Annotated in this window: 13 protein-coding genes; 2 read left to right on the forward strand and 11 right to left on the reverse strand. The window is 71.5% G+C overall.

Translation table 11 applies throughout. The annotated features are described in order from the left end of the window. Window positions 1-74 precede the first annotated feature (74 nt). Window positions 75-1,136 carry an NAD(P)-dependent alcohol dehydrogenase gene (locus AC2DGY_RS09610; RefSeq protein ID WP_484509467.1) on the forward strand — a complete coding sequence of 354 codons (1,062 nt, stop codon included), beginning with the start codon at window positions 75-77 and terminating at the stop codon, window positions 1,134-1,136. Between the two features lie 4 nt (window positions 1,137-1,140). On the opposite strand, the gene AC2DGY_RS09615 is transcribed toward AC2DGY_RS09610, so the two are convergent. From AC2DGY_RS09615 to add, 9 genes are all read right to left on the reverse strand, one after another. Next, window positions 1,141-2,280 (reverse strand): PQQ-dependent sugar dehydrogenase, encoded by a 1,140-nt coding sequence (locus AC2DGY_RS09615; protein WP_484509468.1) that lies wholly within the window; start codon window positions 2,278-2,280, stop codon window positions 1,141-1,143. Window positions 2,281-2,515: 235 nt separating this feature from the next. Then, a complete protein-coding gene (locus AC2DGY_RS09620) occupies window positions 2,516-3,631 on the reverse strand; it encodes an acyl-CoA dehydrogenase family protein (RefSeq protein WP_484509469.1) in 1,116 nt (371 codons plus the stop codon). Window positions 3,632-3,679: 48 nt separating this feature from the next. Then, the gene (locus AC2DGY_RS09625; protein ID WP_484509470.1) at window positions 3,680-4,594 is read right to left on the reverse strand and encodes an ABC transporter permease; all 915 of its coding nucleotides are present in this window, start codon (window positions 4,592-4,594) and stop codon (window positions 3,680-3,682) included. After that, window positions 4,591-5,781, reverse strand: a complete 1,191-nt coding sequence (locus AC2DGY_RS09630) for an ABC transporter permease (RefSeq protein ID WP_484509471.1) — start codon at window positions 5,779-5,781, stop codon at window positions 4,591-4,593. Before AC2DGY_RS09630 ends, AC2DGY_RS09625 begins: the two co-directional genes overlap by 4 nt. Next, the gene (locus AC2DGY_RS09635) at window positions 5,778-7,589 is read right to left on the reverse strand and encodes an adenine deaminase C-terminal domain-containing protein (protein WP_484509472.1); all 1,812 of its coding nucleotides are present in this window, start codon (window positions 7,587-7,589) and stop codon (window positions 5,778-5,780) included. Before AC2DGY_RS09635 ends, AC2DGY_RS09630 begins: the two co-directional genes overlap by 4 nt. Further along, entirely contained in the window at window positions 7,586-9,118 is a 1,533-nt protein-coding gene (locus tag AC2DGY_RS09640; RefSeq protein ID WP_484509473.1) for an ATP-binding cassette domain-containing protein, read from the reverse strand. The genes AC2DGY_RS09635 and AC2DGY_RS09640 overlap by 4 nt, the downstream gene beginning before the upstream one ends. After that, entirely contained in the window at window positions 9,115-10,125 is a 1,011-nt protein-coding gene (locus AC2DGY_RS09645) for a BMP family ABC transporter substrate-binding protein (protein WP_484509474.1), read from the reverse strand. Before AC2DGY_RS09645 ends, AC2DGY_RS09640 begins: the two co-directional genes overlap by 4 nt. Window positions 10,126-10,163: 38 nt before the next feature. Then, on the reverse strand, window positions 10,164-10,802 hold the full coding sequence (locus AC2DGY_RS09650; protein ID WP_484509475.1) for a hypothetical protein: 639 nt from the start codon (window positions 10,800-10,802) through the stop codon (window positions 10,164-10,166). Beyond that, window positions 10,799-11,896 carry an adenosine deaminase gene (gene add, locus AC2DGY_RS09655; RefSeq protein WP_484509476.1) on the reverse strand — a complete coding sequence of 366 codons (1,098 nt, stop codon included), beginning with the start codon at window positions 11,894-11,896 and terminating at the stop codon, window positions 10,799-10,801. Before add ends, AC2DGY_RS09650 begins: the two co-directional genes overlap by 4 nt. A 181-nt stretch (window positions 11,897-12,077) precedes the next feature. On the opposite strand from add, the gene AC2DGY_RS09660 reads away from it, so the two are divergent. Further along, window positions 12,078-12,566 (forward strand): nucleoside deaminase, encoded by a 489-nt coding sequence (locus AC2DGY_RS09660; RefSeq protein WP_484509477.1) that lies wholly within the window; start codon window positions 12,078-12,080, stop codon window positions 12,564-12,566. On the opposite strand, the gene AC2DGY_RS09665 is transcribed toward AC2DGY_RS09660, so the two are convergent. Then, window positions 12,563-13,321 carry a GntR family transcriptional regulator gene (locus AC2DGY_RS09665; RefSeq protein WP_484509478.1) on the reverse strand — a complete coding sequence of 253 codons (759 nt, stop codon included), beginning with the start codon at window positions 13,319-13,321 and terminating at the stop codon, window positions 12,563-12,565. The genes AC2DGY_RS09660 and AC2DGY_RS09665 overlap by 4 nt on opposite strands. A gap of 78 nt (window positions 13,322-13,399) precedes the next feature. Beyond that, window positions 13,400-14,224 carry an SDR family NAD(P)-dependent oxidoreductase gene (locus AC2DGY_RS09670; protein WP_484509479.1) on the reverse strand — a complete coding sequence of 275 codons (825 nt, stop codon included), beginning with the start codon at window positions 14,222-14,224 and terminating at the stop codon, window positions 13,400-13,402. Window positions 14,225-14,260: the final 36 nt, after the last annotated feature.

A 14,260-nucleotide genomic window follows, 5' to 3' on the forward strand; every position in this document is an offset into this window, starting at 1 on the left:
TCGCCTGTCAGGGCGGACCGACCCGACGAATTACCCGCTAGACAGACAAACCAACTAGTTGGTAATGTGCTGGCATGAACGCAATCGCCTTGCAAGCCGCCGAGTACGGCGCGCCCCTTACCCCCGTTTCCATCCCGCGTCGCGCGCTTCGGCCGGACGACCTGGAGGTTGCGGTCACCTACTGCGGCGTCTGCCACAGTGATCTCCACGCGCTGCACACGAGCCCAGACGAGGGCGGGACCTTCCCGCTCGTTCCCGGCCATGAGTTCGTCGGCGAGGTGGTCGCCGTCGGCCCGGAGGTGACGAACTTCCGCGTCGGCGACTTCGTGGCCGTGGGCAACATCGTCGACTCGTGCGGCGTCTGCCGCATGTGCCGCGCCGGCCAGGAGAACTTCTGCGAGCAGGTCGCGACGCTCACCTACGGCGGACGCGACCGCGTGGACGGAACGATCACCGCGGGCGCGTACTCCACTCGGTACGTCGTTCGCGAGCATTTCGCCTACCGTCTGCCGGACAACCTCGACCCTGCGGCCGTTGCGCCGCTCATGTGCGCGGGAATCACCGTGTGGGAGCCGCTGCGGATCGCCGGGGTGGGGCCCGGCACGCGCCTGGGGGTCGTGGGGCTCGGCGGCCTCGGCCACCTCGCGGTCAAGCTCGGCAAGGCCCTCGGAGCCGAAGTGACCGTGTTCACCAGGTCGGCGAGCAAGACCGAGGACGCACTCGCGCTCGGCGCATCGCACGTCGTCGTGTCCACGGATGCCGACGCCATGCGCGCGCGGCTGAGCTCGCTCGACGTCATTCTCGACACCGTCTCCGCCGATCACGACCTCGCACCGTATCTGCACGTCCTGGACCTCGACGGCACCCTGTTCTCCCTCGGGTATCTGGGTCCCGTCACGGTGGAGACGGTGGATCTCGTCTACGGGCACAAGAAGCTCAGCTCGTCCGGCGGCAGCGGGCACCGCTACACCCAGGACCTCCTGGACTTCTGCTCCGAACACGGTGTCGTTGCCGACGTGGAGGTGGTTCCCGCGTCCGGAATCGCCCAAGCACTCGACCGGCTCGGACGAAACGACGTCCACTACCGGTTCGTGCTGGATCTGCGGGACCTCGACGAGAGCACGATCCTCGCCTGACGCGCTACGGCTCCTCCGCAAGCGGCACGCGGAGGAGCCGGTCGTCGTCCCCGCCGGGTGAGCCGCGACCGTCGGTGTTGTTGGTGAGAAGCCACAGATCGGTTCCGACGACGACGGCATCCCGCATCCGGCCGTACTCCCCGCCCCACAGGGCCGTCGGCTCGCCGGAGAGCACGCCGCCGTCCACATCCAGCATCCAGATGCGCTCCCCCCGCAGCCCGGCGACGAACAGCGTGCGCCCGGTGGCGGCCAATCCACTGGGGCTCGCCTCGGACGGCGCCCACGTGACGGCGGGATCGAGGAATTCGGGATCGTCCGCGATGCCCTCGTGCGCCGGCCAGCCGTAGTTGCCACCCGGCTCGATGCGATTGAGTTCGTCGACGGCGTTCTGCCCGAACTCGCTGGCCCACATCGTGCCGTCGGCCGTCCACGCGATGCCCTGCACGTTGCGGTGACCGAGCGAGTACACGGCCGAGTCGAACGGGTTGCCCGGTGCCGGTTCGCCCTCGGGGGTGAGCCGCAGGATCTTGCCGGCGAGGGATGCGGCGTCCTGCGCCGCGTCGCGCAACCCGGCGTCACCGGTGGCCACGTAGAGGAATCCGTCGGGGCCGAACGCGATGCGTCCGCCGTTGTGATTGCCCGCGCGCGGGATGCCGTCGATCACGATCTCCGCAGGCCCCAGCGTCCGGCTCCCGGCGGCCCCGGTCAGGGTCATCCGCACGACCCGGTTGTCGTCGGTGGTGCCGTGGTAGGCGTAGAGCCACGTGGAGGCGTCCCCCTCCCACACCGCCATGCCGTGGAGTCCGCCCTCACCGCCGGCCGCGACGCCGGGCACCGTGCCGACCTCGCCGGTGCGCCCGTCGGCCGCGACCTCGACCACGGTGCCCGCGTTCCGCTGGCTGACGAGCTGGGTCCCATCGGCCAACGGGATGACCGACCACGGCGCCTCGAGGCGCGTCGCCACCACGCTCGGCTCCCCGGCCGGGCGGTGGGTGGCGCCCGGTGCACCCGTGGGGGCGGTGTCCGTCGCCGACGGGACGGCGGATGCGGTCGAGGGGGGCGCTGCGCCACTGTCGGAGGTGGAGCATCCGGCCAGCACGAGCGCACCCGCGATCACGGCGGCCCATCGTGCGGTCCTGGCCATGGCGGTCCTCCTTCGCGGGCCCGGGCTTCCACCCTCGGCGGGAACGCGGCGCAACACAAGGGACACGGTGCTGCACCTGCGGACACGGGGCTGCAGCTCCCGACCCGGTGCTTCACCTTCCGGCCGTTCAAAACTCAGGAGAATCGGGCCATACGGCGGCTTTCCGGGTCCTCCGTTCGGCGTGTCTCCTGAGTTTTGAACGGAAAACTCGGGGCGGACCGTCCGGCGGGGGTGATCAGGCGGCGTCGAACACCCAGCCCCCGACGATCTCCGAGCTGAACGGCACCGAGTACGCCATGAGCGCGCCGGCCTGCGCATCACGGAAGAGGCGCTGGATCGGCGAGGTCACGAGATACCCGCCGCCGCCGCCGACACGCACCGCGGTGGCCGCCGCACGCTTGGCGACCTCGTTCGCGAGCATCTTCGTCTCCGTCGCGGCCGGCATCGCCTCCGGCGACCCGGCGTCCGCCAGCCACGCCGAACGCTCGGCCATCAAGGACGCCGCGGTCACCTCGGCCCACACGGTGCCGGTCTCCTGCCGCACCCAGGCGGCATCGGAGAGGCTCCCTCCGCCCCGGGTGTTCTTCGCCGCGACGGCGAGGGCGTCGAGGGCCGCCTCGGCGATGCCGATCGACAGGAACGCGAACCCGACGGTGATGAGGTTCGCGTAGGTCGGCGCCGGCGGTCCGCAGAGACGCCCACGGTGCAGTGGCGTGTGATCGAACAGGATGGTGCGGCTCCGCGTGGCCCGCATCCCCATGGTCTCCTCGATCGGCGGGAATGACACGGTGTCATCGACGGTGACGCCGAAGAAGGCCGGACCACCCTCGACGCGCGCGTTCAGGAAGAGGTGGTCGGCGACCTCCGAGCCCGACACGAACAGCTTGCGGCCCGAGAGCGACCACCCCCCGCCCGACGGCTCGGCGTCCTGCTGAGACGACAGGAAGTAGTTGCCCCCGGCCGGCTCCGACAGCGCATTGGCGAACCGGCGCCCCGCGCGGAGCTCCGCCGCGAAGAACTCCGCCTCCTCCTCGCCCGACAGGGTCACCAGGGCGTGGGCCGCCCCGATGTGCATGAGCCACACGGTCGCTGCGGCCGGATGCGCCGCCGCGAGCGTGCGCACCACCTCGCCGAGCGTGGCGTACGACAGCGCCTCGCCGCCGTGCGCGCGCGGCAGGAACGCCGCATCCAGGCCACTGTCTCCCAGCGCGCGCAAATGCTCGATCGGAAGGCGTGCGGCACGGTCATCGTCGGCGGCGGTCTCGGCGAAACCCGCGGCGAGGGCAGCGACGGTATCGACCCAGTGCTGTTCGGCCTCGGGGACGACAACGGGAGAAGAGCGGCGGAGCATGGGAGTCCTTTCGGGGTGGCGGAGTGTGTCGGGTGCGCGCGGTGCCGGTCAGGCCGGGCGGAGCGCCGCCGCGCGGCGGCGCAGCTGCGCACGGGAGGTGAGGATGAGCACGACGAGGGTCACGACGTAGGGCAGGGTCGCATAGATCTCACTCGGCAGCTGGATGCTGGTGGACTGCGACAGCAGCGAGAAGCTCTGCAGGAACCCGAACAGCACGGCGCCGAGGGTGATCCCGACCGGCGTCATCCGGCCCATGATCACGATTGCGAGCACGATGTATCCGCGGCCGGCGGTCATGTGCGGCGTGAAGGCGCCGATGGAAGCGAGCGCGATCGCCCCACCCGCGACCCCCGCCAGTGCTCCGCCGATGAGGAGCGAGCGAGCACCGACCGTGTGCGGGCGTACGCCCCGCAGCGCCGCCGAGGCGGGGTCGGCGCCGACGGAGCGCACCTGCAGACCGAACCTCGTGAAGCGCATCACCGCCCACGCGGCGACCAGCAGGAGGGCGGCGCCGTAGACGAACGGGCTCTGCCCGAACAGCGCCGGTCCGATGAGCGGGATGTCTGCGAGTGGCCCGAGGTCGATGCGTCCGAGCGTGCTCACGCTCACGTTCGTCTGCCCCGCCGGCACCCACACCTGGTAGAGGTAGGTCGACAATCCGAGCCCGAGCATCGTGATCGCCAGGCCCACGACGATCTCGTTCGCTTTGAGGGCGTAGACGAGCGAGTTCATCAGCACGGCGAGGAGGAGCCCCGTGACTCCGGCGGCGAGGACACCCGCCCACGGGCCGAGGATGCTCGCGGCGAAGACCCCCGAGAACGCGCCGAGGATCATCATCCCCTCGATGCCGAGGTTGAGCCGGCCGGCGCGTTCGACGAAGCCTTCGCCGATACCGGCGATCACGAGCGGCGCGGCCAGCGCCAGCGTGCCGGCGAGGATCGACGCCCACAGCTCGAGGGTCATCCCTTCGCCCCTTCCTCGATGACCGGCACGTCCGCCGCACCGACCGCCGCGGCGTCCTCGATGACCGGTTCACCCGAGGCGGCGCTCGCCGAGGCGATCTCGTCGGAAGCGAACGCACCGTCGTCCGGCGCGGGGGTGGGCGCGGGATGCGCGGGAGCGACGAGGCCCGGGCGGGAGGCGGCGATGACGGCGACACCCAGCAGGAGGACCCCCTTGATGACCTCGGCGATCGAGGACGGGATGGTGCCGGTGGCCGACTGCATGCCCATGGCCCCGACTGTCAGGGCGGAGAAGAAGACCGCGGCCGCAGCGATGCCGATCGGCAGGAGCCCGCCGAGAAGCGCGACCGCGAGCCCGGAGAACCCGACGCCGCCGGAGACGGACGCCAGGAGCCGGTCGTTCACGCCCGCGACCTGCATCCAGCCGACGACGCCGGCACCCGCCCCGGAGACGAGCATCGTCGCGTACAGCGTGCGGGCGCGCGTCGCGCCCAGGCGTCGGGCGAGGGCGGGCCGCTCGGCGAAGACCCCGATGCGGGTGGCGTGCCGGGTGCGGCGCCACCATTCGAAGACTCCGACGGCGACCAGGACGAGGAGGATGCCGACGTGAGCACGGGTGCCGGGGAGGAGGTCGGGAAGTGAGGCCGCGTCGGGCAGGCGTTCGCTCTGCGGTGTCGCGGTGTCGTCGGGACTGGCCAGCCACGTGCGAAGCGTCCAGCCCAGGAAACCGGTCGCGACGTAGTTGAGCAGGAGCGTGGAGAGGATGACGTTGACGTGCCAGCGCTCGGCCAGCCACGCCGGGAGAAGCGCGAAGGCCGCGCCCCCGACCGCGCCGGCCACGATTCCCACGAGCCAGAACAGCGGTGCGGGCGCCGAGTCGCCGAGCAGCGACCGCAGGCCCAGGATCGCGGCGGTCGCGGTGACCGCGCCGATCGTGACCTGGCCCTCCGCACCCACGGAGAAGACCCCGGCGCGCAGGGCGGGAACGAGGGTGAGCGCGACGATCGCCACGGGCACCGCACCGACGAGGAGTTCGCCCACCCGGTAGGGCGAACTCGAGACGCCCTCCACCAGTCCCCGCAGCCCCACGAGCGGATCGGCGCCGGCGAAGAGGATGAGGGCGGTGGCCACCGCCAGCACCCCCGCGACGACGGCGGCGGTGAGCGTGAGGGAGCGCATCCGCGTCATGTCCGAGCCTCGTCGTGCGCGTGCCCGCAGGGATCCACGGGGCCGGGAAGGAGCACGTCCACGAACTGCTGAGTGGCGGCATCGATGAGACCGAGTTCGGTCACCCCGAGGTCGGGCACGACGTACAAGCCGACGAAGGACAGGATGATGTACGGCGACGCGATGGTGCAGCCGAGCTCGTGGGTCGCGGCGTGGCCGGCGGCGAGCGCGGCGGCGGTCTCCTCCCAGGGGGCCGCACTCATCATTCCGCCCACCGGCAGCGGCACCCGCGCACGCACCTCGCCGTCGGCGACCGTGACGAACCCGCCGCCCATCCGGCCGAGCTCCTCCACCGCGAAGCGCATGTCGGCGTCGCTCGCGCCGACGACGGAGACGTTCATGTTCGGGCAGTTCATCGTGATGGCCACAGCGCCGCGGCGCAGCCCGAATCCGCGCACGAACCCGATGCCGGTGAGCGCCTCCCCGTGGTGCCGGTCCACCACGGCGATCTTCAGGACATCCCGCGACGGATCGGACATCACCTCGCCGTCCACGACGTCGAGGTCGGCGGTGAACGCGCGCTTGAAGTACCCCCGGTACATCTCCATCGCTCGCACCGACACGCGTTCGGCGCTGCCGGGAGCACGGACGGCGAACAGGTCTGCGGGAAGCTCGGAGGGCAGGTGGACGGTGCCGAGCGTCCATTCCGGAATGGTGTCGGTGTTCTCGAACAGCGCCACGCCGTCGCGCGCCACCACCTCGCCGGCGACGAGGACGACGCTCGGGCGGACCTCGGCGAGGTCGGGGATGATCTGGAGGTCGGCCAGGCGCGAGGGCGCGATGACGCCGATCGCCTGGTCGAGCCGGTAGTAGAGCGCCGGCTGAGTGGTGGCGATGCGATAGGCCAGTTGCGGGTCGACGCCGAACCGGATGGCCTGGCGCACGTGGTGATCGATGTGCCCCTCCCGGTGCAGGTCGAGGGCGTGCTTGTCGTCCGCGCAGAAACTCATCGACCGCAGCGCCGGGGCGATCGCGTCGACATCGGCGAACAGCGGCACGGTGTTGTCTGTCAGCGATGAGCCCATGACCGTGATCCGGGCCCCGAGGCGCACCCGTTCCAGCACCTCATCCACCGTCGCGGCGTTGTGGTCGTCGCCGACACCGGCGGCGAGGTATCCCCACAGCGACTCGCGCGTCTGGGCGGCGGTGTGACCCGTGATGCGTCGCCCGCTCGCGAGCGCCTCGCGGAATCGCCCCGTGGAGACGTCCCCGTAGTCGAACGGATTGCTCTCGCCCAGGGTGACGGTGACATCATCGTGCAGCCGTGCCCGGACGGTCTCCTCCGGGATGACCGCGCCGCCGCGCTCGAGGGCGAACGAGCCCGGCGTGGCCGGCGACACCTGCTGGAACACGTGCAGCGGAGTGCCGGTGCGCAGGGTGAAATCCATCCCGCGCGCGCCCCACACGTTCGCCGATCCGTTGGGGTCGGTCAGCACGGTCGTCGTCCCGCGGGGCACCGACAGCCGCGCGAGCTCCCCGGGAGTGAGGTTGGTGTACTCGATGTGAAGGTGCGTGTCGATGAACCCGGGAACCACGTGGCATCCGGTCGCATCGATCTCGCTCCTTGCCGTGGCGACATGCCCCCACGGGGTCAGTGCTGCGATGTGACGGCCGGCGATGACGACATCCACGTCGAGCCACTCCTCGGTGCCTGGCGACTGGACCTGCCCACCGCGGACGATGAGGTCGGGTTCGGCGTCGCCTGCGGCGACCGCGCGGAGCCGACCGAGCTCAGCGGCGGTGGGCAGAAGGTCGGTCAGTTCTGTCATGAGTGCTCCTCGGCGTGGATGTCGAGCCCCGCCATCGCCTCGCCCACACGCGCGGTCGAGGCCTGGGCTGCGGGAATGTCAGCGGCGACGCGTCCGGCGTAAAGCACGAGGATGCGGTCGGCGAGGGTGCGGATCTCCTCGAGGTCGTGAGAGGCGACCACCACCGCCGCTCCCCCCTCGGCGGCGGCGATGAGCCGGTCCCGGATGGCCTGCGCCGCACGGAGATCGAGACCCTGCGTCGGGCCGTAGGCGAGCACCGCGCGCGGGGCACCCGTCCCCGTACCCGGCCACACGCGACCCAGCTCCCGGGCGACGAGGAGTTTCTGCTGGTTGCCACCGGACAGGCCGCCCGCGGCGAGGGCCGGGGCCGCGGGGCGCACATCGAACCCGCGCAACCGCGCCTGCGCATCGGCCTCCGCGGGGCGCGGCCCGCGCGTCCCGCGGGCGGACTCGTAAAGCCCGAGCGTGGCGCCCAGCGGCATCGCGGGCACCAGGGCCTCCGCGCGCTCCTCCGGGATCCACGCGACGCCCCTCTGCAGGAGCGCGTGCGCGTCGAGCCCCCGGTCACCGTCGAACTCCACTGTTCCGGCGGTCGGCGCCCGGAGCCCCGCGAGCACCTCGAGGAGCGTGTTCTGTCCGCTGCCGGCCACACCGGCCACCCCCACGATCTCGCCCGCGCGCACGGTGAGCGACACGTCGGACAGCGACGCATCCGCCTCGGAAGCTGCGGCGATGCCGCGTGCGACGATCACCGGCTTCCCCGGTCGCCGGGCCGCGCGGGGAGCCGGCTCTGGGAGGGCTCCCACCATGAGGCGGGCGATCTCGGTTGCGGCGAGTCCGCGCGCCGGCCCCGAGTGCACGCGGCGGCCGTGCGAGAGCACGGTCACCTCGTCGGCGACGGCACGGACCTCCTCCAGCCGGTGCGTGATCAGCACCACCGCCAGACCCAGATCGCACAGTCGCCGCAGGTGCTCGAAGAGCCCGCCGACCTCGAGGGGTCCGAGACTGGCCGTCGGCTCGTCGAGGATGAGCGTCGTCGCCCCCTCGGCCAGGGCCACGACGATCTCGCCGAGCTGGCGATGGGCCTGGCTGAGGCGAGCGGTCGGAGCGTCCAGGTCGACGGCGACGCCCGCGCGGCTCAGCGTGTCTGCCAGGAGGGCGCGTGCCGGGCGGCGCCGTGCGATCCGGCGAGGTCCGGCGAGAAGGAAGTTGTCGACGAGACTCAACTCACCGACGAGGCTGAGTTGCTGCGGCACCATGTTGACCCCGCGCGCCTTCCCGTCGGCGCGATCACGCGGGGCGAACGGATCGCCGCCCAGACTCATGCTCCCGGCGCTGGGCATCTCGATTCCGGCCAGGATCTTGGCGAGCGTCGACTTGCCCGCTCCGTTCTCGCCGACGAGGGCGTGGACGGCGCCCGGGCGGACGACGATATCGACGCTGTCGAGAGCCCGGACAGCGCCGAAGGTCTTGGAGACCGACCGGGCGACCAATGCCGCCCGGTCGGTCTCGACGAACGGGACGGTCATCGGGGAATGGTCACGCTTCCGTCGGCGATCCCGGTGACGAGCTCCTCGACCTTGGTGGCGACGTCCGCGGCGACCGTACCGTCGACGTCATTGATCTCCTGGTAGACGATGCCGCCGTTGGCAAGCGTCGAGACGACGCCCTGACCGCCGAAGCCGCCGTCGCCGACCGCCTCGACCCACGCCTTGAGGATGGGGTACATGTCCAGGTCGACCGTCGACACGTTCGTCGCGAGCGCCTCTTCGCCGGCCGCCGGGGAGACGCCGACCGAGAGCACACGGGCGCCGGATGCGGCGGCCCCGACACCGGCGGCGATCCCGTCACCCGTCGTGTAGATGAGCTCGGCACCTTGACCGATGAGGCCCGTCGTCGCGGATGCGGCGGCCTCGGCGTCGTCGAAGCTCCCCGCGTACACCACGGGAAGCAGCGTCGCCTCGGGGTTGGCGGCGGCCACGCCCTGCTGGAAGAACTCATCGGTGGCGACGACGAAGTCGAGTTCGAGGCTCTCCACGCGGCCGATCGGGCTGACCCCGGTCGCGCCCGCGATGTAGCCGGAGAGGTAGCCGACCTGCGACGAGTCGTAGGTCCAGGTCTCGACGTTGTCGGTGTGGCGTTCGAGGATGTCGGGCCCGCCCGAGGCGGTGAAGGCGATGTCGGGGAAGTCCTCCGCGACGGCGAAGATCGCGTCGCCGAGCTCGATCCCGTGGCCGATGATGAGGTCGAATCCCTGGCTCGCGAAGTCCGCGATGACCGGTTCGCTCGTGGCCGGGTCGGCCATCTGTTCGCGCAGCTCGTACTCGATCAGCCCCTCCTCCTCCAGCTGGGCGAGTGCGTCGGCGAGGGCCTGGTTGAAGGCGCCGTCGTTGGCGTGACCCGGGGTCAGCGCGCCGACGCGGATCACGTCGTCGTCACCGCCGGTGCCCCCGCTAGTGGTTGCGGTGCCGGCGCAGCCGGCGAGAGCGAAGACGGTCGTGGCCGCGAGGGCGACGAGGAAGGGGCGGGTGCGCATGGGCGGGGTCCTTTCGGGGTTCGGAAGTCGGGTGCGAGTCAGGGGACGGACACGGTGAAGCCGGGGGCGAGCGTTGCCCCGACGAACGCGGCACTGTCCGCGGACCAGTGCGCCAGCACGGCGCCGGTTCGGCGGTCGAAGCACGGGTCCAGGCGCACGGCGGCGGGCGGAGCATCCGGATGCAGCGCCTCGTCGTCGACGCAGAGCACCGCGCCGCCGGCGAAGTCGCGAGGCGTGGCGGTCTCGGGCAGCCGGCCCTCGCGCGCCAGAGCGACCAGGGCGGCGGTGGCGAGGAACCCGCGCAGCTGCGTGTCGTGGTCGCACAGCGACGACGTCTTGGGACACCCGGTGAGCCAGGTCACGGATCCGTCGGGGGTGACGCGCACTCGGCTTCGCTGCGTCCCGAGCGCCGCGTCCCCCTGCGCCACCGCCTCGATACGGACGGAGAAGGCGTCGCCGGCGCGCCGGATGCTGATGCGCTCGGTGTAGAGCGGCTCGGACTTGGAGCCGTCCACCGTGTACGCGTCGGGCCACGCGGCCACGATGGGCGCCAGCGGGACGTTCCCGTCGCTCGCCCCAGCGGCCCCGGCGGCCACCGCGGCGATCCCGAGCGCCCCCAGGCCGCCTACGGCCAGGGCGATCAGGGTGCGACGGCGTCCACCGGGGCGGCGGCTCATGCGGCGACACCCTCCGCGACGGCGGCGAGCTCGGCGTGCAGGGAGGCCTGGGTGTCGGGATCGGCGAAGGACGCGTCGATGGATCGCGCGGCGAAACCGACCAGGTCGGCGTATCCGAAGCCGAACTGCTCGGCCGCCACCGCCCAGTCGCTCTCCAGCGTGGAGCCCAGCGGAGCGGGGTCGTCGGTGTTGAGGGTGACCGCGACGCCGGCGGCGAGAAGGCGCGGCAACGGGTGCTCCGGCCACGAGCCGTAGATGCCGAGCGTCAGGTTGGAGCGCGGGCACACCCCGAGGCTCACCCCATTGGCGATGAGGTGCTCCAGCAGCGCCGGATCTTCGATCGCCCGCACGCCGTGGTCGATGCGCTCGGCACCCAGGAGGTCGACCGCATCCCACACCCCTTCCGGGCCGCTGGACTCCCCCGCGTGGACCGTACGATGCAGGCCCGCGGCAGCCGCCGCGGCGAATGCCGAGCGGAACTTCTCGCCGGTGCGGCCGGTGACCTTCTCGTCGCCGTCCACCGACAGCGCGACCACCCGTCGGGGGCGGTTCGCCGCGAGGGCGGCGACGATGTCGTCCGCCTCACCGGAGCTCTGCGCACGCAGAAGCGAGTACGCGATGTTCACCGTGCACAACCCGTCCTGCTGCGCCTCGTCCAGACCTGCGGCCATCGCGTCGAGGAGGTCGAGTTCGCGTCCACGCCACGCACTCCAGTGGGTGGGGTTCACGATGACGTCGCTGTACCGGATGCCCGACGCACTCTGCCGGGCCGCGAACGCGTACGCGACCCGCGCCGCCTGGTCGGGCGTGCGGACGAGACCGCACTGCCAGTCGAGGAACCGGAGGAATCCGGTGAGCCCACCCGACCCCGCCGCGGCACCGCCGCCGGTGGTCACATCGGGCGCCGTATACGCATGGTGGGTCGAGATGTCGAAGAGGGTCGCGGCCGGCCCCGGCAGAGCAACGCCGTTCTCCTTCGCGAGCGACAGCAGGTCGAAAAGAGAGAAGGTCCCCTCCAGGTGCACGTGGACCTCGGCCTTGGGCAGGGCTCGGATCACGCTCTCGTCGATGCGCGGCGGTGCGGGGTGGGACATGGCGCTCTCTCGGTCGGGTGCTCGGGATAGTCGAACGCTAATTGCCAGCCCCAACTTGTTGACAAGTGGACGCTGTATCTTTCGAAGGCCGTAACACGGGCGTAATCCCGCCTGACGATTGTGCGGGACCGATCGCTACCGTGGAAATTCGGACGTAGTACTTGTTCACAAGGAGACCTGGATGACCCAGAAACTGTCGGATGCCGACCTCGGGAACCTGCGCGAGAGCCTGCGGGTGGCCCAGCGCGCACGGGAGGCGGGAACGCACCCGTTCGGGTCGCTGGTGGTCAGCGCCGACGGGCGGATCGTCGCAGCCTTCGGCAACAACTCTCTCCCTCCGGACGGTGACCCCACTCAGCACGCGGAACTTCAGGCGGTCGCCGCGGCCTTCCGTGTACTCGGGGCCGACGGCATGGCCGGGACGACGCTGTTCACGAGCGCGGAACCGTGCGCGATGTGCGCGGGGGCGGCCTACTGGTGCGGCATCGATCGCGTCGTGTATGCGCTGTCCGAGCGTCGGCTCCTCGAGCTCACCGGCGACCACCCGGAGAATCCGACGTTCTCCCTCCCCTGCCGCGAGGTATTCGCACGCGGGCAGCGGGATGTCACCGTGATCGGGCCACTTCTGGAGGACGAGGCCGCCCAGGCGCACATCGGTTTCTGGAACTAGGAACGCACCGAGCCGCCCCAGGGCGGGCGCACCGTGCGCACGAGCGAGTACGACACGATGTCCGGCGCGTGGTACTCGATGCTGTGCATGAGCCGGCGACCGCTCGCGCCGATCCCGACGATCTCGAACGTCATGACCGGCGTGCCGGCGGGTCGCTCGAAGAGCTCCGAGAGCTCCGGGTCCAGCGCCGCGACGCCGGGGGTGGACACCTCCCAGATGACCGGTTCGCCCCAGATGAGGGCGGCGACGGTGAAAACCGACTCGTCGGGGTCGCACGGATCATCGCCGTCCAGGGGGACGGTGTCGTCGGCGATCATCGCCACCGCGCCGTCGGCACGCCACCGCTTTCGCACGCGGAGCGCCGACATGGTGGCCGGCAGCTCCATCAGGGCGCCGATGTCGGCGCCCAGCTCTGCGCGGTGCGAGGCGAGCGTCTCCACCGACGCATCGAAGCCCAGACGGTCGAGCAGCTCGGTGTGCTCGAACTGCTCCTCCAGCCGCACGCTGAGGCGCAGCGCGATCGGGTCGACCGTGGTCACCGACCCCTGTCGGCGGCGGAGGATCCCGAGCGCCTCGAGGCCGGCCATCGCGTTGCGCAGCTGCTGGCGCGAACATCCCAGCCGGGCCGCCAGTTCCAGTTCGCCCGGAAGCGGCGTGCGGCCGGCGGCGGCCTCCCGCACGAAGCGCAGGAGCTCGTGCTGGATGCGAAGGCTCTCGCCCTCGCTGCGCGGTCGGGGCAACGGCAGGTACGTCACATCCGCCCTCCGGTCGGATCGGATTCGGCCGCCCTCACGCTAGCGCACGCAGGACGCCTGCCAGGGTCGAGGTGCGCGTCAGAGCCCGACGAGTTCCGCGCTGCGCTCCCACAGCTTCTTCGCCAGCACCGGGTCATCGGCGGCCGGGTTGGTGCGGGCGACACGGTTGCGGGCGTAATACCGTCCGGGCTCCCAGTCCAGACCCGGCTTGCCCAGCGCGAGCCACGTCAGGCGCGACCCGCCGACCTCCGAGGAGACCAGGAACCGCCTCATCACGGGATTGTTGTACATCAGCCCCCACGCGCCGGTGGAGGCGGCGGCGAACCCGCTGGCGACCCCGCCGGGGTGAAATGCCACCGCGTTCACTCCGGCATCCCCGTATCGGCGCTGCAGCTCCTTGGTGAACAGGACGTTGGCGAGCTTGGCATTGCCGTACGCCGTGCTGGCGGTGTAGCGCTGCTCACCCTGCAGGTCGTCGATGTCGAAGCGCGCGAGCGTACGCGCGGCGACGCTGGAGGTCTGGATCACCGCCGCCGAACTCTCCGCCAACCGGTCCAGGAGCAGGTTCGTGAGGAGGAACGCCCCGAGGTGGTTCACCTGAAAGGTCACCTCGAACCCGTCCGAGGTCACGCTCCGGGTCTCGCCGAAGATCCCGCCGGCGTTGTTGGCCAGGACGTCGATGCGCGGATAGGTCCCGAGAAGCGTCGCGGCGAGGTCGCGTACCTGCGACAGCTCGCTGTAGTCGGCCACGTGCCACGGGGCGCCGATCCGGCGGGCGACGGAGCTCGTCCTGACGGGATCGCGCCCGACCACCACGACCCGCTCGCCCGCGTCCTGCAGTTGAGCGGCCGCCGCCGCGCCGATGCCGTCGCTGGCTCCGGTGATCACGATGGTGCGGGGCACGGGATCTCCTTCGATTCGGACTCGGACGGCGCGGCC

This window comes from Microbacterium sp. Z6_144, assembly GCF_057197625.1.